We start from the raw sequence: 22,504 nt of genomic DNA on the forward strand, positions 1-22,504 counted from the left end.
CAGAGCTAGTCCTTGGAAGACCAGAGCGGATGTGGCACCGGGTCTTTGCTGCGCAGCAGGTAACGGGCAAAAACTTCGCCATAGCTGCGGTAGTGATAGCCCTGGTTAGACTGCAGATACCTATCTCGGTTCTTGCGATACAGCCGTGGCAGCGCATGCCAGGGAACGCCCGGATGCAGGTGATGCACCACGTGCAGATTGTTGTTCAGAAACAGCCAGGCCAGCGGCCCGCGATCCTCGATCACCACGGTGCGGCTGTGGCAATCCGCATGGGCGCGGTGCTCCAGAAAGGTGCGGATCTTCACCAGCGCCAGCCCGATATAGGCCCCAAGACAGAGCGCCCAAATGGGTGTTGGCGTTTTCAGGGTGATCCAGACCACCAGCGCCAGGCCCAGCCCATGCAGCAGCCAATCCCGCATCACGGCCCGGTCACCTGCCCGCGCCAGCCGCCAGTCTCCTGCCATAAAACTGATCTGCCCCAAAAGCGGCCCCAGCAGCACCCGGCCCAACAGGGTATTGTTGATCCGCAGTACTCCCCGCCGCCAGCCAGGCATCTGCGCCCAGATTTCGGGATCCTGAAAATTGCTTTCGGGGTCGTCATAGGGATCTGTCAGCCGCTCATCGCGGTGATGCGCCAGATGGGTATCGCGAAACCTGCCATAGGGTATGAACAGGGTCAGCGGCAAAAACAGTAGCGCCTCGTTCAGCAGACGATTGCGAAAGGGATGCCCATGCAACGCTTCGTGAGTGAGTGACGAATGCAGCGCCGCCAATCCACCAAGGCAGAGCACCGTCAGGCCGAGGCTCAGCTCTGGCAGCAGGATCAATACCAAAAGCCAGAGAGCATAACAGGCCAGGACCAACCCCAGAGTGCCCCACTCGACACCGCGCGGCATTGCCATATGGCAGTCGATATCTTGTTGCGGATCAGACATGGGCCTGAGCTGCGACCTGAGCTGCGACCTGGCCACCAACTTGGCCTCTGATCGCCCCCCCACCGCCGCTGTGATCCTCGACCTCGCTGTGACGTCCCCAGTTGATCCGGGTCCAAACCCGCTCGTAGATCACATAGCAGCCAAACCCCAGCGCGGTATTGATCAACGCCATGGTACCGCCCAGGCTGGCAGAGCCCGTCGCCAGAAATCCAACCAGTGCCATGGAGGCCAGACCAATTGCGTTCCAGACCAAAGCCTTCACAAGGGATCGCTTGCCTGTTTCCATCTGGCTGTTGCTCCTACTGATGCCGTTGGACAACTAGTAGGACGATAAAGCTCTGTGTATAATTCTGAATATGGTTAACTTTTCTCAGCATTGCTGATATTTGTAACGACATGCCGCAAAAAATTGACAAACGCCTCCGCGCCGAACAGTTCCGCAGCCGTCTCATTCGCGCCCTCAGTGAAAGCGGGCTGAGCCAAAGCGCCCTGGCGCGGGGCACCGGCGTTGATCGCTCCACCATATCGCAGCTACTGAATGATGAGGGCGCGCGCCTGCCCAATGCCCATGTTGTCGGCGCCTGCGCCTCTGTGCTCGGCGTCTCTGCGGACTGGCTGTTGTCGCTCTCGGATCGGCCCGAAAGTGCGGCAGAGCTGATGGCCGCCAGCCTGTCATTAAGCGAGGCCCCCCGGGCGCTGGTGGATCAGCGGATCTTTGACTGGCACCGCGAGGCGGCCGGCTACAAAATCCGCCATGTGCCTGCGGCGCTGCCCGATATGCTCAAGACCCGGGCGCTGTTGGAGTGGGAATATGCGCCACATCTGGGGCGTACCGCGGATCAGGCCATTGGCGCCTCCGAGGACCGCCTGTCCTGGATGCGTCAGTCGCAGTCCGATTACGAGATCGCCATGCCAATCTACGAGCTTGAGAGCTTTGCCCATGCCACCGGCTATTATGCCGGGTTGCCGCTACAGATCCGGCTGGAACAGCTGGACCAGTTCGAACGCCTCACCACCCAGCTTTACCCGCGGCTGCGGATTTACCTGTTTGATGCCAAACGGTTGTTTTCCTCGCCGCTGACCCTCTTTGGCCCCCTGCTCTGCGTGCTCTACGGCGGCAGCCACTATATCGCCTTTCGCGACCGCGACAGGATCGAGGCCTTTACCGGCCATTTTGATCAGCTGATCCGCGAAGCCGATATTACCGCGCGGCAGGTCTCTGGTCGCATGCGCGCCCTGCGGGCGGCAATCAGCGGCTGAACCCCTTGCGGCGCCCCGCGCGCTTTGCCTTCTGCAGTGGGCCAGTTTCCGGCGTCAGGCGCGCGCCAGCGCGCCGCTCAGGCTCAAGCCGTGGCAACGGTTTGAGCCTGAGCAGAAAAACACTCCGCTTACACTTTGGGATCCGGGTTTTCCGTATGACCATCCACGGCAATCACCTGACCCGAGACCAGCCGCGCCGCATCCGAGCCCAGGAAAACCGCCATATTGGCAATATCCGTCGCCGCGACAAAACTCCGCATCGAAGTCCCCGACGCATAGCCATCATAGACCTGATCGCGGGTCATACCCTTGGCGGCGGCTTCGCGGTCCAGAACCCCCTCCATGCGCGGGCCTTCGACAGCGCCGGGACAGATCACATTGGCGCGGATGCCAAAGGGTCCCAGTTCCATCGCCAGGGTTTTGGTCAGCCCGATCATGGCCCACTTGGCTGCCGCATAGGGGGCCCGGTTTGGATAGCCATACTGCCCGGCGGTTGAAGAGGTCACAATGATCGACCCTGACCTGGCCGCCTTCATCATCGGGGTGGCGTATTTGGCCGCCAGAAAGGCGCCCTCCAGATTGACGCTGACACAGGCGCGCCAATCCGCCAATGCAACCTCTTCGACCAGGGCCGTTGGCCCGGCAATGCCGGCATTGGCGCAGAGCACATCCAGGCCACCCCAGACCGCGGCAATCTCGGCAAACAGCGCCTGCACCGAGGCTTCATCTGCCGCATTAGTGACACTGCCGCGCCACCCCGCAGGCAGGTTGGCCACCGTGTCGGGATTAAGGTCCGTGATCCAGACCTCAAACCCCACTGCGGCAAAGCCTTCTGCCATGGCACGGCCGATGCCGGATCCGCCACCGGTGATCAGAACCCGGCGTGACCCGACACTCACCGAGGCGCCCCGATGGCGCGGCCCAGCCCTTCGGGCGCTGCAAGCGCCGCATGCGCCGCCGCCAGCTTCACCAGATTGGCCTCGATATGGGCCGCAGGCGGTGCCGAGCGACGGGTTTTCAGATCCACATGCAGCAACATATGCTCGCCAGTGGCCAGCAGCCGGTCGCCTTCATACATTTCGTGCCAGAGATGCATCTTCTTGCCCGCGCCCATGATCACCCGGGTTTTAATCTCAATCGAATGGCCCGCATGCACCTCATCGATGTGGCGGATATGGGTTTCGGCGGTGAAATAGCTGCCACCCTTGGCGATATATTCGGCATCGCAGCCAATGATTGCCATCAGCCGGTCGGTAGACTGCGCAAAGGCATCCAGATAGCGGCTCTCGGTCATATGGCCGTTATAATCCGTCCAATCCAGCGGCACCACGCGGCTTTGGGTCAGCACCGGCTGGCTGAGATCAGCAATGTCATCAATGGAATTGACCAGCCCGGCTTCACCTTCCAGGCTCTTGTCGTGGGCGTTTTGCAGCGCCCCCGTGCCCCAGTCATTGGCCCCAAGTGCGCGCATCATGCCCACCAGGTTGTCATCGCGAATGCGCTCCATCTCGCGGATCGACATGTGGCCCGACTGCGCGTCCGACTGGCCTGCGATCAGATCCACCAGCTCATCGGTGAACTCTGGCACATCCATCAGTTTGGTCCAGGGGGAGGTCAGGCAGGGGCCAAACTGCGCCATGAAATGCTTCATGCCAGCTTCGCCACCGGCAACCCGGTAGGTGTCAAACAGCCCCATCTGTGCCCAGCGGATGCCAAAGCCATAGCGGATGGCGTTGTCGATCTCCTCGGTGGTGGCGATGCCGTCCTTGACCAGCCACAGTGCCTCGCGCCAGACCGCCTCGAGGAAACGATCCGCCACATGGGCGTCGATCTCTTTCTTCAGATGCAGCGGGTACATCCCAATGGAGGAGATGACCTCCTTGGCCCGCGCGATCACCAGCTGCGAATTGGCAGTAGTGGTGACCACTTCGGCCAGCGGCAGCAGGTAGACCGGGTTAAAGGGATGCGCCACCACGATCTGGCCACCATTGCCACGCCCCTTTTGCAGCTCGGAGGGTTTGAACCCCGAGGTGGAGGAGCCGATCACCGCATCCGCGTCGCAGTGCTTTTCCAGCTCTGCATAGACCTTCTGCTTCAGATCCAGCCGCTCTGGTACGCTTTCCTGGATCCAATCCGCGCCAGACACCGCTTCGGCCAGAGTCGCATGAAAGCTGAGGCCGCCTTCAGCTGGCAGGGTCACATTGCCCAGCCCCGGCAAGGAGCGGCGCGCATTGTCCAGCACTTCGCCAATCTTGCGCTCGGCCTCGGGGTCCGGGTCAAAGACCCGCACATCCCAGCCATTGAGCAAGAACCGCGCGGCCCAGCCGCCGCCAATTACACCACCACCGATGATTGCTGCTATTTTGGTCATTTGATTTTCCTATTTAACGCCTCAAGCGTCATCTAACCCTCTAGTCAGGGCACAAAACTACTAGCCGCTCACCCTTTTCAAGCACCGGCTCACAAATCCAGGCATTTACAACGGGCGCACAGGTACCGGTCTCGGCCAAGCAAGATCCCGCTTCACACTGGCTGCCATCCGTACACATTTGCCCGGCATCAACAGCCGCTCGCTTTGGCATCTGGCAAAACGTTTTCTGCGCATAGATGCCTGTCCGTGCAAACTCTCCACCCTTGGCTGTGCACTCTTTGGCCATTGCCCGCTCTTCTTTGGTTCGAGGCCCCCGTTCGTGCGCGGATTGGCATGCCGCCAAGAAAAAAGCATCGCTCCGGAAATAAAATAGCGCATCAAAAGTTCCTTTTTTTGAAACAATGTTGAGACGCTATTCCCTTTGCTGCCTTTGTCAATTCAGCCTTTAGGTGCCCGCTTCACCAGCCCCAGTTGCTCGCGCACCTCTGCCGGTCCCATCAGCTTGCCGCCCATGTTTTCAATGATGCTGCCTGCGCGCTCTACCAGCTGGTAGTTCTCGGCCAGCACGCCCTTGTCGAGCCAGAGGTTGTCTTCCAACCCAACCCGCACATTGCCGCCCGCCAGGATCGCCGCTGCCACATAGGCCATCTGATCCCGCCCCAGGGAAAACGCCGACCAGTTCCAGCTCTCTGGTATATTGTTGACCATGGCCATGAATGTGTTCAGATCATTGGGCGCGCCCCATGGCACCCCCATGCAGAGCTGCACCAGCGCGGGGCTTTGCAGGATGCCTTCTTTCTCCAGCTCTTTGGCAAACCACAGATGGCCGGTGTCAAAGGCTTCGATCTCGGGCTTTACACCCAGATCCGCCATCATCTGCCCCATGGCCCGCAGCATGCCCGGGGTGTTGGTCATCACGTAATCCGCCTCGGCAAAGTTCATGGTGCCGCAGTCCAGGGTGCAGATCTCGGGCAGACAGTCAGCGATATGCGCCATCCGGGCGGTGGCGCCAATCATGTCGGTGCCAGCCGCATTGACCGGCAGCGGGTTTTCAACATCACCAAAGACCATATCACCGCCCATGCCAGCGGTCAGGTTCAACACCACATCGGTGTCGCTGTCACGAATGCGGTCGGTGACTTCGCGGTAGAGCCCCAGATCGCGCGAGGGCACCCCGGTCTCGGGATCGCGCACATGGCAATGCACCACAGCCGCGCCGGCCTTGGCCGCGGCAATGGCGCTGTCGGCGATTTGCGCAGGCGAACGCGGCACATGAGGGCTGCGATCCTGGCTGCTGCCAGAGCCGGTCACGGCGCAGGTGATAAAGACGTTTTTGTTCATATTCAGAGGCATTTTGGTTTTCCCCGCAATGTACAGGGTTGTGCCTAGAGTTATCCCCAGGCTCTTCCCCAGATTCCTATTTGCTTCGAAGCCTACTGTGCCTCAGCCTTTGCGCAGACAGTTCACATTAAGCGAATCGAAGTTGATGAAATCCGCAAAAAACATCCTGCAACCCGAACATCGCCCGCTGAAAACAGCGGTGCTGGTGCTTGATGAATGCAACACGCTCTCTTTTGCGGCCGCCGTTGATCCGATGCGCGCCGCCAACCGGCTGGCCGGGCGCTGCGTCTTTGACTGGGACTATGTCAGCGCCACAGAGGAACAGCCAATGCTGACCAGTGGCCTGCATGTGCCCGGCTTTCCGCTGGCCCGGCTGGAAGACTGCGAGCTGTTGATTGTCGTGGCCGGCTTCCAACTGGCCCGGCAAGCCACCCCCAGCCTGCTCGCCGGCCTGCGCCGCATTGCGGCCAAGGGCACCACCATTGCCGGCATTGACGGCGGTCCCTGGCTGATGGCCGAGGCAGGCCTGCTGCAGGGGCATCCCGCCACCACCCACTGGGAGGATCTGGAGAATTTTGCCACCCGCTTCCCCGAGGTGGACTGCCGCAATGATCGTTTCACCGTCTCGGACGAGCGCCTGACATCCGGTGGCGCCACCCCGGCAATTGAAATGATGTTGCATATCATCAGTTGCCGTCATGGCGCTGGCTTTGCCGCCCGCGTGGCCGGCCTGTTCCTCTATGATGGCCCCGCAGTCCCCTCCCGGCCGCAAAGCCGTCTTGGCGGGCACAAGCACAACGCCCTGACAGCCAAGGCAAATGCCCTGATGGAGGCCGCCCTGGACGAGCCCCTGACCCTGACCACAATTGCCGAACGTCTGGGCACCAGCCCGCGCAGCCTGCAACAGCAGTTCCGCCTGCGTCTGGGCACCACGCCGCAGGACCACTACCTGCATCTGCGCCTGGCCGAGGCCCGCCGCCTGGTCAGCGACACCGATCTGTCGCTGATGGAGGTGGCGCTGGCCACCGGCTTTACCTCGCCCTCCAGCTTTGCCCGCGCCTTTCGCGTGGCCCATGGCACCTCCGCACGGGAGCTGCGCCAAATGCGCAATACGCCAGAAAAGGCCAATTTTGGCGCGGCAGGTCAATCTCGCCCCGAAATGCCCCGCCCCACCACACATTAACCTTCCCCCCACAGCCCCCACAGGCTCCGGGTCAAGGGCCGCCGCGCGGCCCTGCGCAGCAGGGTTTACCCTTGAGGCGGATCCTGTGGGTAAGAAACTGGCCATGGCCCTTGTGGGGCACAGCTGCCCCTCAAGGGCATCTCAGCAGGGTCTTTCTGTTGCGCCGCGCACAGCGCGGCGCCGGGCCCAACTGCAAAGAGGCATTTTAATGCCTCTGGCGCAGGCGGGAGCGCCCCCCTTCCCGGATCAATAGGGCATCGGATGGGCGCGGTGGGCCAGATTGATCTCCTCCAGCACCTCTGCCGACAGCTCCAGCTCCACCGATTTCAACGCATGTTCCAGCTGTACCTGCGTCGTGGCGCCAAAGATGGCGCTGGCCATAAAGGGTCGTGTGCGACACCAGGCCAGCGCCATATGCACCGGATCCAGCCCATGCCGCGCGGCGATGTCCAGATAGGCCGCAACCGCATCGTAGACCCGTGGCGAATGCCGCCCGCCCAGCTCTGGCACGATGGATTTGCGTGATCCTTCCGGCACCGCCCCCTCTTGATACTTGCCCGTCAACAACCCGGTGCCCAGCGGTGAAAAGGCCAACAGCCCCACATCCTCGTTGACGCTCAGCTCCGCCAGATCGGTGTCATACATCCGGCAGATCAGCGAATACTCATTCTGGATCGAGGCCACCCTTGGCCCCAGCCCCTCCTCAGAAAGGCGCAGCCACTGCGCCGTGCCCCAGGCGCTTTCATTGCTCAGACCAAAGGCGCGAATATTGCCTTTGTCGACCTGCCCCTGCAGCGCCTCCAGACAGTCGCGCATATTGTCCAGGGTCTCTTCGCGGTTCTGGGTCGAGGGATCAAAACTCCAGTTCTTGCGGAACATGTAGCTGCCCCGGTTGGGCCAGTGAAACTGGTAAAGATCAATATAATCCGTCTGCAGCCGCTTCAGGGATCCCTCAACGGTGCTGACGATGGTTTTGGACGAGATCGGCGCCCCGTCCCGCACCGCCGCCAGACCTTCGCCAGAATGTTTGGTGGCCAGAATATAGTCGCCCCGGCGTCCGGTCTTTTGGTGCCAGGAGCCCAGGATCTCTTCGCTGCGCCCGGTGGTTTCGGCCCGCACCGGATTGACCGGGTACATCTCGGCGGTGTCGATAAAGTTCACCCCTGCTGCCAGGGCATACTCGATCTGGGTATGGGCCTCAGCTTCCGGGGTCTGAGTACCAAAGGTCATGGTGCCCAGGCACAGCTCCGACACCTGCATCCCGGTGCGTCCCAAGGGGTTCATCTTCATCGCGCGTTCCTTCATTTCACAGCTGATATTTCAGGGCATCCCACAGGCCAGGCTGTCTGCCCTGTTCTTCATCTGCCCCATGTGCTGCCCGCGACCTTAGCGCCCTCCAATCTGGGTGCAAGTTCACACCAGACCATTTTGCACCGGTGCGCCCCAGGCCATCTTGCGCTTGCCTGCACAATGGGAGAGCTTACCCGCAAGCGTGATCACCGCTGCAATATCAAGGGAGTGCACTTAATAGATGGCACAGAACATCACCAAGGGCGTCAAGGCCCTGCTGGCCGAGGCCAATGAAACTGTCTCCACCATGTCCATCGACGAAGCAAAAGAAAAGGCGCAGGATCCCGCCTATGTCTTTGTCGACCTGCGTGACATCCGCGAGTTGCAGCGCTCCGGCCTGATCCCCGGCGCCTTCTCCTGTCCACGCGGCATGCTGGAGTTCTGGATTGATCCCGACAGCCCCTATCACAAACCGGTGTTTAATCAGGATAAGACCTATGTCTTTTACTGCGCCAGCGCCTGGCGGTCGGCCCTGAGTGCCAAAATCGCCATGGAGATGGGGCTGAAGCCGGTGATGCATCTTGAAGGCGGCTTTACCGCCTGGGAGAACGCGGGCGGCGCCATCGTGCCGCAGACAACCTGACATCCGAGCCATCCCGGCTCTTACCTCTCCCGCGCGGCCCCTGTTTGGCCTGTGTTTGGCCCATGTTTGACCAGTGCCCTGCCCTGACCGGCAAGGCGCCAGCCCCACGCAAGAGTGATCATCCCGATCCTCGCACTGGTGGCAAAACCTGCTAAGGGTACAAAGAGAGGTTTGTCTCAAACGAAACTGAGACCTCCACAGCCCGGACAGAGCAGGGACCTGACCATGCCATCACGACGACAAATCCTTATGGGCCTTTTAAGCCTGGCCGCAGGCACCGGGCTCGCCTCGGTACCTGGGCCGCTCGGGGCGGCAAGCCGAACCCAAACCCCGGGCTATGCTTTGGACCTTGCTGCCACTGAGGTGACATTCGGATTTCGCCTCAATGGTATTTGGCAAAAGGGCACGATGCCCATTGCCAGCTCAAAGGTGATGCTGGACCCCAAGCGACTGACCGAAACCCGGGTCGCTGTCTCGCTGGATGCCAGGGCTGCCAAAACTGGCCTGATCTTTGCCACCAAGGCCATGACCGGCCCCGATGTTCTGGATGTCACGCGGTTTCCGACCATCAGCTTTGTTACCCGCCGCGTTCTCCTTGGCCCCGAGGGGCGCCTGTCCAATGGGGCCGAACTCATCGGAGATCTCACCCTGCGCGGGGTAACCCTGCCTCTTTCCCTGCAGATCGCCTTGTTTCGTCGCATAGGCAGTGCTGCGGATGATCTCAGCCGTCTGGATGTCACCCTGCACGGCAGCCTGAGCCGTTCCGCCTATGGTGCATCGGGCTATGCCGGACTGGTCGGTGACATCGTGCGCCTGGACATTCGCGCCAGTCTGCATCAGGTGGCATAAGTATCGCCAACAGGCTGGATACGACATTTGCGTCGAAAAAACTCTTGCAGCGCCCCCGTCTTACAGCATTGAGTGCCTGTTATGCGTATGATTATTTCCTTTGCTGCCTTGTTCCTCTCTGTGGTGCTCCTGCAATTTTCAACCGGAGGCGTTGGACCGCTTGATGCGCTGTCAGGGTTTACCTTAGGGTTTGACAAGGAACAGATCGGCCTGTTGGGCTCGGCGCATTTTCTGGGATTTTTTATTGGCTGCTGGTGGGTGCCGCGCCTGCTGGGCACCATCGGCCATTCGCGCAGCTTTGCGGTTTGTACTGCCCTGGGGGCCATGGGGCTGATTGGCCATACGCTGACAGACAACCCCTATGCCTGGGCCGCCATGCGGATTGCTTCCGGGGTCTGTGTGGCCGGCGCCTATACAGTGATCGAAGCCTGGCTCAACGCCAAGGTCACCAATGAGACCCGCGGCCGGGCCATGGGCACCTACCGGCTGGTGGACATGGGCGGCTCGCTGGGGGCGCAGCTGTTCATCGCGGTACTGCCGCCGGCCTATTATGTCTCTTACAACCTGTTGGCGCTGCTGTGCTGTGCGGCCTTGCTGCCGCTCACCCTGACCCGTGCCAGCCAGCCCGAGACACCAAAGGCCCCGCGCCTGCGGCCCAAACTGGCCTGGCACTGCTCGCCGCTGGCAGTCGCCGGGGTGATTGTTGCTGCGCTCAGCTCGGCCTCATTCCGAATGGTTGGGCCGATTTATGGACAAGAGGTCGGGCTGGAGATTGACCAGATTGCCTTTTTCCTGGCCTCATTCGTTCTGGGCGGCGCGCTGGCGCAGTATCCGATGGGCTGGCTGGCCGATAAATATGACCGGCGCTGGGTGCTGATCTGGCTGTCGGCGGCGGCGGTGGGCAGCTGCCTCATCACCATGGCGGCCAGCCAGTCCGGCACGCTTGGCGTTATGCTGGCGGCCGGGTTCTTTGGCCTCACCACCTTTCCGATTTTCTCGCTCTCCTCTGCGCATGCCAATGATTTTGCCACCTCCGAACAACGGGTTGAACTCTCGGCGGCCTTGATGTTCTTTTTTGCGCTTGGCGCAATTGCAGCCCCCTATGTGACCTCCAGCCTGATCAGCAGCTATGGGCCACGAGCCTTGTTTGCCTTTGTCGCCATCGGTCATATCCTGCTGATCATATTTGGTCTCACCCGGATGCGGGTGCGGCCTGGGCCAAAGGCAGAAGACCGGACCCGCTACGTCTATGCGCCGCGCACCTCTTTCACCATTGGTCGATTGCTGAAACGAGCGCGCGAGCGCAAATGAAAAGGGCCGGAAGCTCCGGCCCTCTCGCTGAATCACAGTGGTAAAATTGCAGTGTCTGAAACACTGCTGGCATTGCTCAGGCTGCGGGGCCCGGCTCCGCCTCTGATGCGTCGCCGTTCACCACGGCCGGCGCATTCACAACCGCGGGCCTGGGTGCCTCAACCCCAAGCGCGGCACTGGTGATCCCGCTCACGCCGTCTTCCATCGACAGGCCCAGCTCTTCGCCCAGCTTTTTCAGCGCCGGCATCTGCACCGCCATACCCATGATCGAGTCCAGCGCCTGATTTACCACCGGCTTTTCGCCAGCACCGGCCTGTAGGGTGTGACCATTGCCCCCAACGCCCCCCATCGCGCCAATACCGCTAACCTGATGGATCTTGATCGAGTCGATCTTTTCAGCAGGTTTCACCATCTCGGCGACGATCAAAGGCAGCGCCTCGAGACGGGCCAGATCAATCTTCATGCCGATCAGCTCAGCCGAGAGCGCATTTTCGGCATCGACAATGGCGCGCTTCCCTTCGGCCTCGGCCAGCATGTCGTTCTTCTTTGCCTCGGCGCGGATATTGAGCGCATCAGCTTCGGCCTGTGCCTCCTCGCGGCGGGCCTCGGCCCGGTCGGCGGCGGCGTCCTTCTCGGCCTGGGCGGCCAGACGGATGGCGGTGGCCTGACGTTCGGCTTCGCGGGTGGCCTGGATCAGCACAATCTGCTTTTCACGCTCTGCCTCGGCCACCTGACGGGCGGTTGTCACCGCTTCCGTCGCCTTGGTGGCTTCGGCGCGGGCCAGATCGGCGGAGGCGCGGGCGCGGCTTTCCTCTTCCGATTTTTGCTGAATGATGATCTGGCGTTCCTGCTCGGCCACCTCCAGTTCACGCTCCTTGGTGATCTCGGCGACGCGGATCTTGCGCTCGCGCTCAATATCGGCAGACCGGATCGCCTCTTCCCGTGCAATGCGGGAGCGTTCGGTTTCGCGCACAGAATCTTCGGTCCGGGCTGCAATCTCAGCCTCCTGGGCGACGCGCAGGGTCTCGATCCTTTCTTTCTGCTCGATGCGAGCCTGTTCCTCGTCCTGTTCAATCAACAGTTTCTGACGCTGCGCCTCCATCGACGCACGGCGCACCGAAACGTCAGCATCCGCATCAATCTGGGCGCGCTCCATCTTTGAGGTCGCAATCACCTCAGCCAGTTTGCGCATGCCAACAGCGTTAAAGGCGTTGTTCTCATCCAGGGCCTCAAACGGGGTCTGGTCCAGCGCGGTCAGCGACACCGATTCCAGCGAGAGACCGTTTTTGGTCAAATCCTCGGAAACGGCGTTTTGTACTTCCTGAACAAAATCAGCCCGGTTTTCATGCAGACCATCCATGGTCATCTGCGCCGCAACCGCGCGCAGACCATCAATCAGCTTGCCCTCGATCATCTCGCGCAGCTGTTCCACATCAAACGTCCGGTCCCCCAGTGTCTGGGCTGCGCGGGCAATCCCTTCGGAGGTCGCCATGACCGAGACGTAAAATTCCACGCCAACATCGACGCGCATCCTGTCCTGCGTGATTAGGGCCGCCTCACCGTCGCGCTTTACCTCAAGACGCAGGGTCTTCATGTTGACCGGGCTGACTTCATGCAGCAATGGCACCACAAGAACGCCACCGTCCATGATGACCTTCTTCCCGCCCGAGCCGGTTCTAATCAGGCTGACTTCGCGGGTTGAGCGCCGATACAAGCGCCCAAGCACCAGACCAATAACAAGAAGCAGTGCCAGTACACTGGGCACACCAATAATCAGAAAATCCATTTGAATTCCTCCATCGTCCAATAAAATTTCGGCCGGTTGTTCGATTGTTTGTTCAGCCGGTTGTTCAGCTGTTTGTTCGATTATTTGTTCGGTTGTTTTCTTGGCCATTTCAAAGCTGCCTTTTTGTCAGCAGGGAACTGGCGACATCAGGTGTCATTCCGACAGTGGGATCAGAACATAGGCATCCTGCCGTCTGTCCCGGATCACCAGCACCTCGGTGCCCTGTGTAATCTCTTCGCCCTTGGCAAAGGGTTCGGCGCGCAGGTAATGCGCATTGCCATAGCGATCCATCACCCGCACCTCGGCGGGGCGGCCTGTGGCAGCGGTACCTTGGGTAATCACGCCTCGTCGACGCCCCAGGCTACGATCTGACAGAGCCTCGGTTTCGGTCTGCGGCAAGATCCGCGCAAAGACCGCGCCAAAGCGACGGGCAAACCACAGACCAAAGGCACCAGCCGGAAGCGCAACCAGCCAGGCCGTCAGGGTATCGGACAGCACGGATTGCACCCCCAGTTGCACCCCGATGCCGCTTAGACCAAATCCCAGCAAAAACACGGCAAGCCAGATCAGCATCGGCATTTTGCCCAAGCCCAACCAGCCGCTTAGCCCTCCAGGGGCGTCGAGCGCCATATCGCCGTCGGCCAGGTCAACGCCGTCGATATCCGCAAGATCAAGGTCGCCCAGATCTCCAAACTCTCCAAGATCGCTCAACGCATCTGCGTCCAGGGAGATATCGCCCCCCAAATCACCCATGTCGCCCAACGCAGGGCCGTCGGCACCATCAAGACCTGCGTCGGCTTCACCACCGCCAAGAAAGCTCGCCCCGATCAGCAAGGCCGCCAGTTCCAACCCGGCAAGACCAAATAAAAGCGCCAGCGCAAAGGTGAACGGCAGAAAACCGGGATCAAACAGGTAGTCAAACATCTATGGCAAGATCCTCAGGTCAGAAACTTCATTCAGTATGCAATGGTATGCAATATATCTGGTGCCGTGTCTGTGAAATTTCAAGATATTGGATGCATTACTCCCGTTATAGCTGCGCCAGAGCTGGTAATAAAGCAAGATGAAGACGGCATGGCTTCCAAAAATGCCCCGAAAGGTCCAGCCGGGGTTTTCGTGTCGCGCGGCATGGGGTAGACGGGCCTTTGACTTTACACATGGGTGGATGGCATGGCACGCATTCTGATTACTTCGGCAATTCCCTATATCAACGGGATCAAGCACCTGGGAAATCTGGTTGGCAGTCAGCTGCCGGCTGATCTTTATGCCCGGTTCCAGCGCGCCACCGGCAACGAGGTTCTGTTTCTCTGCGCCACTGATGAACACGGCACCCCCGCCGAACTTGCTGCCGCCAAGGCCGGCAAGCCCGTCGATGAGTTTTGCGCCGAAATGCATGAGGTCCAGGCTGGAATCGCCAAGGGCTTTGGCCTCAGCTTTGATCACTTTGGCCGCTCCTCCAGCCCGCAGAACCACAGGCTGACCCAGCATTTTGCCGGAAAGCTTGCCGAGGCAGGCCTGATCCGCGAAGTGGACGACAGCCAGATCTACTCCCACGCCGATGGCCGCTTCCTGCCCGACCGCTATGTCGAAGGCACCTGCCCCAACTGCGGCTATGAAAAAGCCCGCGGCGATCAATGTGAAGAATGCACCAAACAGCTGGACCCCACCGACCTGATCAATCCACGCTCGGCGATCTCCGGCTCCACCGATCTGGAAGTACGCGCCACCAAGCACCTGTTCCTGTGCCAAAGCCAGATGAAGGACCAGCTGGATGCCTGGATCAACAGCAAAGCCGACTGGCCAGTGCTGACCACCTCAATCGCCAAAAAATGGCTGCATGACGGCGACGGTTTGCAGGACCGGGGCATCACCCGCGATCTCGACTGGGGGATTCCGGTCAAAAAAGGCACCGAGGACTGGCCCGGCATGGAAGGCAAGGTCTTCTACGTCTGGTTTGATGCGCCCATCGAATACATCGCCGCCGCCGGTGAATGGGCCGAGGCCAATGGCAAGACGGACGCCGACTGGCAACGCTGGTGGCGCACCGACATGGGGGCGGATGATGTCAAATATGTCCAGTTCATGGGCAAAGACAACGTGCCCTTCCACACCCTGTCCTTCCCGGCCACCATCTTGGGTTCTGGCGAACCCTGGAAACTGGTCGACCACCTCAAAAGCTTCAACTACCTGAACTATGATGGCGGCCAGTTCTCCACCAGCCAGGGGCGCGGCATCTTTATGGATCAGGCGCTGGAAATCCTGCCCGCTGACTATTGGCGCTGGTGGCTGCTCAGCCATGCCCCCGAAAGCTCCGACTCCGAATTCACCTGGGAGAATTTCCAGCAATCGGTGAACAAGGACCTGGCGGATGTTCTGGGCAATTTTGTCAGCCGTATCACCAAGTTCTGCCGCTCCAAATTTGGCGAATCTGTTCCCGAATCTGCCCCCTATGGCGAACCGGAAAAAGCGCTGATTGGTGATCTCACCAGCCGCATTCGGGCCTATGAGCAGCACATGGAAAACATGGAAGTGCGCAAATCCGCGCAGGAGCTGCGGGCGATCTGGGTTGCCGGCAACGAATACCTGCAAAGCACCGCCCCCTGGTCCACCTTCAAGACCAACCCGGACCTGGCCGCAACCCAGGTGCGTCTCGGCCTCAATCTGATCCGTCTCTATGCGGTGCTGAGCGCACCCTTTATTCCCACCGCCTCCAAGGTCCTGATGCAGGCGCTGAACTGCGACGACTACAGCTGGCCGGTTGATGTGGATGCCGCTCTTGCCACTTTGCCTGCGGGCCATGGGTTTACCGTACCCGAAAACCTCTTTGCCAAAATCACCGACGAGCAGCGCGAAGAATGGCAAGAGCGTTTCGCCGGTACCCGCGACTAACCCCGCTTCCAGAAGACGCCAATCCGGCGCGCTCAAGCGCGCCAAGACCTGCAAAGCCCGCCTTTTTTGAAGGCGGGCTTTTCCTTTTGGCAACGCTTCTTTTCACCACCCCACGTCTCAAACGTGGAAAATCACGCCTATCGTTTCACTTTTGGGAATAATGCACCCAGGAGTAATATTTTTCCGACAAAAATAGTCGGAATGGGTTTTCTGATGAAATTAATCAGGTATAAAGCCCGCAGCCAACCTGACTCGACAGGCCAGCCCGGACCCACATCTCACAAATAGAAATCGCCACCATGTCGATCAAAAGCCCTCAAACCCGCACGACCTGCCCCCGCCCCGAACCGACGGTGGAACGCGAGGCAATTTGGGCCCCGGTTTTTGCCCCCAGCGGCGCCCTCTGCGGGCTTTGTTTGGAGTGGCTTTTGGACAAGGCGGAATTCAACAATGGGCGACCCCTATGAACCAGATGACATCCAACCCGGTGCCAACCACCGCAACCCCCGAAGTTTTCCCAACCTACCATGCCGAGGATCTCACCCGCGGTGGCATTCAGGCGCGTATTCTGCTCAACGGCCAGATCTACAGCCTGCGCATCACCCGCGCCGGAAAACTGATCCTGACCAAATGAGCCAGCCACAGCCCTTCTGACCTGGTGGCACTGCGATCGCCCCGGCTCGGCTCCAGTGACCTTTCACCGACCCACCCAAGCGACATTATCCAAGGACTTCAAAATGAAAAAACTGTTTCTGACTGGCTCCGCCCTGGCAGGTCTTGCTCTCGGCGCGACGCCCGTTCTGGCCGCGAGCAAGGCCGAGGTTCTGGCCAACTATGCCAATATCGCCCAAGCCAAGTACCAAGACAGCCTTGCCACCGCCCAGACGCTGCAAAAAGCTGTAGAGACATTGATCGCCGCGCCCTCTGCCGAGGCCCTGACCGCCGCACGTCACGCCTGGCTGGCGGCCCGCGTGCCCTATCAGCAGTCCGAAGTCTTCCGCTTTGGCAATGCCATCGTTGACGATTGGGAAGGCAAAGTGAATGCTTGGCCGCTGGATGAAGGCCTGATCGACTATGTGGATGCCGCCTATGGTGGCCCCAGCGACGAAAATGCCCTGGCCGCGCTGAACGTGATCGCCAATCCGAGCTTTGATCTCTCTGGTAAAACCATCGACACCAGCGCCATCACCCCGGCGCTGCTATCCGGCACCCTGCACGAAGCCGACGGTGTTGAGGCCAATGTGGCCACCGGCTATCACGCAGTTGAATTCCTGCTCTGGGGTCAGGATCTGAACGGCACCGACCACGGCGCAGGCAACCGCCCCTGGACCGACTATGCCGCAGGTGACGCCTGCACCAATGGTCATTGCGACCGGCGTGGCGATTACCTGCAAGCCGCCACCGACCTGCTGGTCTCGGATCTGGAATGGATGGCGGCACAATGGAGCGAGACCGGCGCGGCCCGCTCTGCGCTGTTGGCCAATGAAAGCGCCGGGATTTCTGCCATGCTGACCGGCATGGGATCGCTGTCTTATGGCGAACAGGCCGGCGAGCGCATGCGCCTGGGCCTGATGCTGAATGACCCCGAAGAAGAGCACGATTGCTTTTCCGACAACACCCACAACAGCCATTATTACGATGGCCTGGGCGTTCAAAACGTCTACCTCGGCGAATATGTGCGGGTGAATGGCGCGCTGGTTTCAGGCCCCTCCCTGTCTGATCTGGTTGCCGCTGCTGATCCGGCGCTGGACGTCGAGATGCAGGCCAAACTCTCCACCACCATGCGGGCCCTGGGCCGGATCAAATCCACTGCCGAGGCAGGCTTTTCCTATGACCAGATGCTGGAACAGGGCAATGCCGCTGGCGAAGCCCTGATCATGGGTGGCGTCAATGGTCTGGTGGATCAAACCCAGTCGATCGAGCGTGTGGTAAAACTGCTCAATCTGGATGGTTTGGAATTTGAAGGCTCCGACAGCCTTGACAATCCCTCGGCTGTCTTCGAATAAACATTCGATATGTAATATCATAACTTAATGAAACTCACGAGACCTGGCTGATCCCTGCAGCCGGGTCGCCCCACCAGAAAGAATACGTTCCATGACCCCCAAGACCAAAGCCGCGCTGGCTTTCAGCGCGCCCCTATTGTTGTGCGCAAATGCCGCCTTTGCTGAGCAAGGTTTCACCTGGGAAGGTGAAATTGAAATTGGCAACGAACAGGTTGTGTCGTCAGATGTGCCTGCCAATGAAATCCGCAACACCTATGCCATTATCACCGCCACCGGCACCTATACCTTTGGCAACGGCATGGCGATCTTTTCAACCCTGACCGGTGAAAGCGTCACCGATCCAACCGCAGATCGCAGCTTTGACGACATGGGGCTCTATGTTGAAGAGCTTGGCTTTAGCTTTGGCATCGGCGAGTCCACCACCGTTGCAATTGGTAAGCTGCACCCGGTTTTTGGCTCTGCCTGGGATGACACCGCAGGCTTTTTTGGCGGCACGCTTGCCGAAGACTATGAGCTGACAGAACAGCTGGGCCTCCTCGCCGATGTCGAGCTGAACGGCGCGGGCACCCTGTCCTTTGGCCTGTTTTTTGCTGATGACACCTCGCTCAGCCGCTCCTGGGGCACCGACCGTGGCCGCAACCGCTCCAATACCGGTGGCGCGGGCAACACCGGCAAGCTGGACAGCTTTGCCATCCAATGGAATCACGACGTCGACAACACCCGTTTCCATATCGGCGCCCGCCACCTGAGCGCCAGTGTGGGCGACGTGGATGACGAACAGGGCTTTGTCGCCGGGCTCGGCCATTCCTTTGCTTCTGGTCTGGATGTCTTTGCTGAGGTTGCAAGCTTTAGCAATTTTGGCGGCACCGCCGATGACGCAACCTTTGCGACCCTGAATGCAGCCTATGCCATTGGCGACTGGACCCTGTCGGGCACCCTGTCGCAGCGTGACCTGGACAGTTCCGGCAAAACCGACCTGCACTCGATTGCGCTGGAACGTGAGTTCAGCAACGGCATGGTTCTGGGCGGCGCCCTCGCACAGCAGGACGACAGCGGCGTGAAAGATACCATTGTTGGTCTCAACCTGGTCATCCCGCTGGGAGGATAACAGCAAAATTGCAGCTGATCTGACGGGGTGCCCCTTCCCTCGGGACCAATCGGATTAGCCACAAGCCACAATGGGTCGCAGTTTTGCGGCCCATATTTTTGGCCGCCCCATTACCTGACTGAATTAATCTGATTTCTGCCTTGTATTCTGATTATTTTTGTCGGATATTGCGGCAACTTTCTAGAACCATGGTGCAACACATCCCCAGGGGCCTCTTGCATGATCATCTGCCACTGCACTGCAATCACGGACCACGATATCCATGCCGCCATTGACTGGATGCGCAGCGCGGACCCCAAAACCATTATCACCCCAGGGAAAATCTACCACGCGCTTGGCAAAGCGGCTGATTGTGGCGGATGCATGCCGCTCTTTCTCGACACCATGCGCGACAATGATAAGATGAAGGTACCGGCTGGGCTGCAGAACCTACGCCGCAAAACAACTCAGGAGAGCACCTATGAAGGGCGACCCCAAAGTCATCGACTACCTCAACAAAGCGCTGCGTCATGAACTGACAGCCGTCAGCCAATACTGGCTGCACTATCGTCTGCAGGACGACTGGGGGCTGGGAAGCATGGCCAAGAAAAGCCGCGAGGAAAGCATCGAAGAGATGCAGCATGCGGATGATCTGATTGAGCGGATCCTGTTCCTGGGCGGCCACCCCAACCTGCAAAAGCTGGATCCGCTGCGCATCGGCCAGACCCCCAAGGAAACGCTGGAATGCGATCTCGCCGCCGAAGAAAGCGCCCGCGCACTGTATAAAGAGGCCCGCGAGGTCTGCAACGAGGCCGGCGATTACGTCACTATGAAGCTGTTTGAAACATTGATGGCAGACGAAGAAGGCCATATCGACTTCCTCGAAACCCAGCTTGACCTCCACGACCGGATTGGTGCCGAAAACTATGCACAACTCAACGCCACCAAAATGGAAGCGGTTGAAGAGTAAGCTCCTTCTGGCTGCCGCATTTGCGGCGGCCTCCCCGGCCTTTGCCCTGGATCCGCCACCTGCGCCGAGCCTCGATTTATCAGCCCTGTCGCTGGGCGACCCGCACCTGACCATCCAGCCCCGCAGCGCCGCAGAACGGGCCCGGGTGGCCAAGGTCACGGCAGCGACGCAGGATTTCACCAGCCCCGAAATGTTCGAGGACAACCCTGCCGGCAGCGCCACTGTCCCGGCGCGCCGCGATGACGAGGCCTTTTCGCAGCACAGCGCCAATCTCACGTTTGAGCAGGAGCTGGAGTTCAAGCTCGGCAATGGGTTGTTCAAAAAGATCTGGGTGTTCGCACCTGCCTCCACCCTGGCCTCCGATGGGTTGGGGCCACTGTATAATGCGCGCAGCTGCCAGCGCTGCCACATCAAGGATGGGCGCGGCGCGGTTCCCAAGGGTCCTGACTATCGCTCGGCCTCGATGTTTTTGCGCGTTTCCATCCCCGGCGAGACGCCACAGAATCTAAAAGCCGTAACAGATTACATCGGCTCCGCCCCTGACCCCAACTATGGTGGCCAGCTGCAGGATTTTTCCCCGCCCGGCATCGCGCCGGAATACCGGCTTGGGGTGGACTACGCCACACAGATCGTCCCACTGGCTGGCGGCGAAACTGCCGAGCTGCGCCTCCCCAGCTATACCACCGCAGAGCTGGGCTATGGCCCGCTGCACCCCAAGGCCGTGCTATCGCCCCGGATGGCACCGCCAATGATTGGTCTGGGGTTGCTGGAGGCGATCTCGACAGCGGATATTCTGGCCAATGTCGATGAAGACGACAGCGATGGCGACGGCATATCCGGACGCGCCAACCTGGGCTGGTCGCGTGAGTATCAGCAGATCATGCTGGGGCGCTTTGGCTATAAGGCGGGCATGCCAACCCTGCACCAGCAATCGGCAGCGGCCTTTTCCGGCGATATCGGCATCTCAACGCCGCTGTTTCCCCAGCCTGCGGGTGATTGTACCGCCGCGCAAAGCCCCTGTCTGACTGCCCCGCATGGCGATGGCGACATCCGTGGCACCGAAATTGACCAGGCCAATATGGATCTGGTGACCTTTTATTCCCGCAACCTGGCCGTACCTGCGCGCCGCGACAGCGGTGACCCCCAGGTGCTGCGCGGCAAGGAGCTGTTCTACGCCAGCGGCTGCACCAGCTGCCACACGCCCAAATTTGTCACCCAGCGGTTGGCGGACCGGCCCGAGAACAGCTTTCAGCTGATCTGGCCCTATAGCGACCTGCTGTTGCATGACATGGGCGAGGGCCTCGCCGATGATCGCCCCGAAGGGCGCGCCACGGGGCGCGAGTGGCGCACCGCGCCGCTTTGGGGGATTGGGCTGACCAAGCAGGTGAACCCCGATGCAACCTATCTGCACGATGGCCGCGCCCGCAGCCTGCTGGAAGCCATTCTCTGGCATGGTGGCGAAGCGAAACCTGCCCGCGACCAGGTTATCTCGATGTCGCCCGATGACCGCGCCACCCTCATTCGTTTTTTGGAGAGCCTGTAATTTGAAACATCTTCTGTTTGCGCTGGCCGCCAGCGTCGCCGTCATGACCACACCAGCGCGCGCCGATATGGTGGATGAAATCCTCGACGGTCAGATCCTGCCCGCCATGCAGGCCCTGGTCGACAGCAGCCAGGATCTGGCTGAAACCGCCGGTCGCATTTGCCAGCCCGATGCCGCCCCACTGCAAAATGCCTACAGCCAGGCCTTTGACGATTGGACCCGGGTCAGCCACCTGCGCTTTGGCCCCACTGAAACAGACAATCGCGCCTTTGCCCTGGCCTTTTGGCCTGACAGTCGCGGCAAGACGCCAAAAACCCTGGCCAATCACCTGCGCGCTGCCGATCCCGCCCTGCTGACGCCGCAGGGTTTTGCCCAGTCCTCGATCGCCGGGCGCGGGTTCTACGCGCTGGAATTCATGCTCTACGACCCCAAGTTTGCCAATGCCGAACCACAGGACTACAGCTGCGCCCTGATCGCCGCGATGGCCCGTGATATTGCCACAACGGCCGAGGCCATTCAGCAGGACTGGCAGCACTCCTATGCCGCGCAGATGCGCAATGCCACCGGGCGCTATCACGATAAAACCGAGGTCAAGCAAGAGCTTTTTAAATCGCTGAACACAGGCCTGCAGATGCTGGCAGACATGCGATTGGGCCGCCCCTTGGGCAGCTTTGACAAACCCCGCCCCAAACGCGCCGAGGCCTGGCGCTCAGCCCGCAGCCAGCACCATATTGTCCTGGCCCTGCAAGCCCTGCACCCTCTGGCCATCGCCTTGGCGCAGGGAGATGAGGATCTGGTGGCGCAACTGGAAGCCGCCTTTCAAAAGCCAATCCTGCGCGCCCTGCGCCTGGAAGATCCCAGCCTCGCAGGGGTTGCAGATCCGGCCAAGCGGTTCCGCATCGAGGCACTGCAGCAAGAGATCAACGATCTGCGGGCGCTGATTGAGAGCGATCTGGGCCCCTCGCTGGGGGTTCTGGCCGGGTTCAACGCGCTGGACGGCGACTGACGCACGCCTCAAAGAAAACACAGCACAGCCCCCT

Annotated in this window: 21 protein-coding genes; 13 read left to right on the top strand and 8 right to left on the bottom strand. The window is 60.3% G+C overall.

Annotated elements, in window-relative coordinates; genetic code table 11:
• Nucleotides 1-5: 5 nt before the first annotated feature.
• Both ARCT_RS0100950 and ARCT_RS0100955 read right to left on the bottom strand, forming a co-directional pair.
• Nucleotides 6-935, bottom strand: coding sequence for a fatty acid desaturase (locus ARCT_RS0100950; RefSeq protein WP_027238426.1), 930 nt, complete (start codon nt 933-935; stop codon nt 6-8).
• Nucleotides 928-1,221, bottom strand: a complete 294-nt coding sequence (locus tag ARCT_RS0100955) for a DUF2061 domain-containing protein (protein ID WP_027238427.1) — start codon at nt 1,219-1,221, stop codon at nt 928-930. The genes ARCT_RS0100950 and ARCT_RS0100955 overlap by 8 nt, the downstream gene beginning before the upstream one ends.
• 110 nt (nt 1,222-1,331) lie before the next feature.
• On the opposite strand from ARCT_RS0100955, the gene ARCT_RS0100960 reads away from it, so the two are divergent.
• Complete coding sequence (locus ARCT_RS0100960) at nt 1,332-2,195, top strand: helix-turn-helix domain-containing protein (protein ID WP_027238428.1); 864 nt, start codon at nt 1,332-1,334, stop codon at nt 2,193-2,195.
• A 128-nt stretch (nt 2,196-2,323) separates the two neighbouring features.
• Here ARCT_RS0100960 and ARCT_RS0100965 read toward each other — a convergent pair whose 3' ends face one another.
• From ARCT_RS0100965 to ARCT_RS0100975, 3 genes are all read right to left on the bottom strand, one after another.
• Nucleotides 2,324-3,034 carry an SDR family oxidoreductase gene (locus ARCT_RS0100965; protein ID WP_240476186.1) on the bottom strand — a complete coding sequence of 237 codons (711 nt, stop codon included), beginning with the start codon at nt 3,032-3,034 and terminating at the stop codon, nt 2,324-2,326.
• Nucleotides 3,035-3,090: 56 nt separating this feature from the next.
• The gene (locus ARCT_RS0100970) at nt 3,091-4,566 is read right to left on the bottom strand and encodes a carnitine 3-dehydrogenase (RefSeq protein WP_027238430.1); all 1,476 of its coding nucleotides are present in this window, start codon (nt 4,564-4,566) and stop codon (nt 3,091-3,093) included.
• A gap of 438 nt (nt 4,567-5,004) precedes the next feature.
• Nucleotides 5,005-5,919, bottom strand: a complete 915-nt coding sequence (locus tag ARCT_RS0100975; RefSeq protein ID WP_027238431.1) for a BKACE family enzyme — start codon at nt 5,917-5,919, stop codon at nt 5,005-5,007.
• 133 nt (nt 5,920-6,052) lie between these two features.
• Between ARCT_RS0100975 and ARCT_RS0100980 the strand changes: the two genes are divergently transcribed.
• Nucleotides 6,053-7,090, top strand: a complete 1,038-nt coding sequence (locus ARCT_RS0100980) for a GlxA family transcriptional regulator (protein ID WP_027238432.1) — start codon at nt 6,053-6,055, stop codon at nt 7,088-7,090.
• A 246-nt stretch (nt 7,091-7,336) separates the two neighbouring features.
• Here the strand turns inward: ARCT_RS0100980 and ARCT_RS0100985 are convergent, their stop codons facing one another.
• Nucleotides 7,337-8,380 carry an aldo/keto reductase gene (locus tag ARCT_RS0100985; RefSeq protein WP_027238433.1) on the bottom strand — a complete coding sequence of 348 codons (1,044 nt, stop codon included), beginning with the start codon at nt 8,378-8,380 and terminating at the stop codon, nt 7,337-7,339.
• Between the two features lie 241 nt (nt 8,381-8,621).
• Here ARCT_RS0100985 and ARCT_RS0100990 point away from each other — a divergent pair, with 241 nt between their 5' ends.
• From ARCT_RS0100990 to ARCT_RS0101000, 3 genes are all read left to right on the top strand, one after another.
• Nucleotides 8,622-9,023, top strand: coding sequence for a rhodanese-like domain-containing protein (locus ARCT_RS0100990; RefSeq protein WP_027238434.1), 402 nt, complete (start codon nt 8,622-8,624; stop codon nt 9,021-9,023).
• Nucleotides 9,024-9,272: 249 nt separating this feature from the next.
• Complete coding sequence (locus ARCT_RS0100995; protein WP_051360487.1) at nt 9,273-9,872, top strand: YceI family protein; 600 nt, start codon at nt 9,273-9,275, stop codon at nt 9,870-9,872.
• An 81-nt stretch (nt 9,873-9,953) separates the two neighbouring features.
• A complete protein-coding gene (locus tag ARCT_RS0101000; protein WP_027238436.1) occupies nt 9,954-11,183 on the top strand; it encodes an MFS transporter in 1,230 nt (409 codons plus the stop codon).
• Nucleotides 11,184-11,259: 76 nt separating this feature from the next.
• Here the strand turns inward: ARCT_RS0101000 and ARCT_RS0101005 are convergent, their stop codons facing one another.
• Together ARCT_RS0101005 and ARCT_RS0101010 are read right to left on the bottom strand one after the other, a co-directional pair.
• Nucleotides 11,260-12,969, bottom strand: coding sequence for a flotillin family protein (locus ARCT_RS0101005; protein WP_051360493.1), 1,710 nt, complete (start codon nt 12,967-12,969; stop codon nt 11,260-11,262).
• A gap of 153 nt (nt 12,970-13,122) precedes the next feature.
• Entirely contained in the window at nt 13,123-13,893 is a 771-nt protein-coding gene (locus tag ARCT_RS0101010) for an OB-fold-containig protein (protein WP_027238438.1), read from the bottom strand.
• Nucleotides 13,894-14,139: 246 nt separating this feature from the next.
• Between ARCT_RS0101010 and metG the strand changes: the two genes are divergently transcribed.
• From metG to ARCT_RS0101050, 8 genes are all read left to right on the top strand, one after another.
• The gene (gene metG, locus ARCT_RS0101015; RefSeq protein WP_027238439.1) at nt 14,140-15,858 is read left to right on the top strand and encodes a methionine--tRNA ligase; all 1,719 of its coding nucleotides are present in this window, start codon (nt 14,140-14,142) and stop codon (nt 15,856-15,858) included.
• Nucleotides 15,859-16,321: 463 nt separating this feature from the next.
• Entirely contained in the window at nt 16,322-16,492 is a 171-nt protein-coding gene (gene hemP, locus ARCT_RS27350; RefSeq protein WP_084300661.1) for a hemin uptake protein HemP, read from the top strand.
• A 103-nt stretch (nt 16,493-16,595) separates the two neighbouring features.
• On the top strand, nt 16,596-17,864 hold the full coding sequence (locus tag ARCT_RS0101030) for an imelysin family protein (RefSeq protein ID WP_027238440.1): 1,269 nt from the start codon (nt 16,596-16,598) through the stop codon (nt 17,862-17,864).
• A 91-nt stretch (nt 17,865-17,955) separates the two neighbouring features.
• Nucleotides 17,956-18,972, top strand: a complete 1,017-nt coding sequence (locus ARCT_RS0101035) for a hypothetical protein (protein WP_027238441.1) — start codon at nt 17,956-17,958, stop codon at nt 18,970-18,972.
• A gap of 219 nt (nt 18,973-19,191) precedes the next feature.
• Nucleotides 19,192-19,485 carry a (2Fe-2S)-binding protein gene (locus ARCT_RS27355; protein WP_084300663.1) on the top strand — a complete coding sequence of 98 codons (294 nt, stop codon included), beginning with the start codon at nt 19,192-19,194 and terminating at the stop codon, nt 19,483-19,485.
• Nucleotides 19,433-19,921 carry a bacterioferritin gene (gene bfr, locus ARCT_RS0101040; protein WP_009811415.1) on the top strand — a complete coding sequence of 163 codons (489 nt, stop codon included), beginning with the start codon at nt 19,433-19,435 and terminating at the stop codon, nt 19,919-19,921. Before ARCT_RS27355 ends, bfr begins: the two co-directional genes overlap by 53 nt.
• Entirely contained in the window at nt 19,911-21,464 is a 1,554-nt protein-coding gene (locus ARCT_RS0101045) for a di-heme oxidoreductase family protein (RefSeq protein ID WP_027238442.1), read from the top strand. The genes bfr and ARCT_RS0101045 overlap by 11 nt, the downstream gene beginning before the upstream one ends.
• A 1-nt stretch (nt 21,465) precedes the next feature.
• Nucleotides 21,466-22,470 carry an imelysin family protein gene (locus tag ARCT_RS0101050; RefSeq protein ID WP_027238443.1) on the top strand — a complete coding sequence of 335 codons (1,005 nt, stop codon included), beginning with the start codon at nt 21,466-21,468 and terminating at the stop codon, nt 22,468-22,470.
• Nucleotides 22,471-22,504 lie beyond the last annotated feature (34 nt).

The sequence above is a fragment of the Pseudophaeobacter arcticus DSM 23566 genome (genome assembly GCF_000473205.1).
Classification (GTDB): domain Bacteria; phylum Pseudomonadota; class Alphaproteobacteria; order Rhodobacterales; family Rhodobacteraceae; genus Pseudophaeobacter; species Pseudophaeobacter arcticus.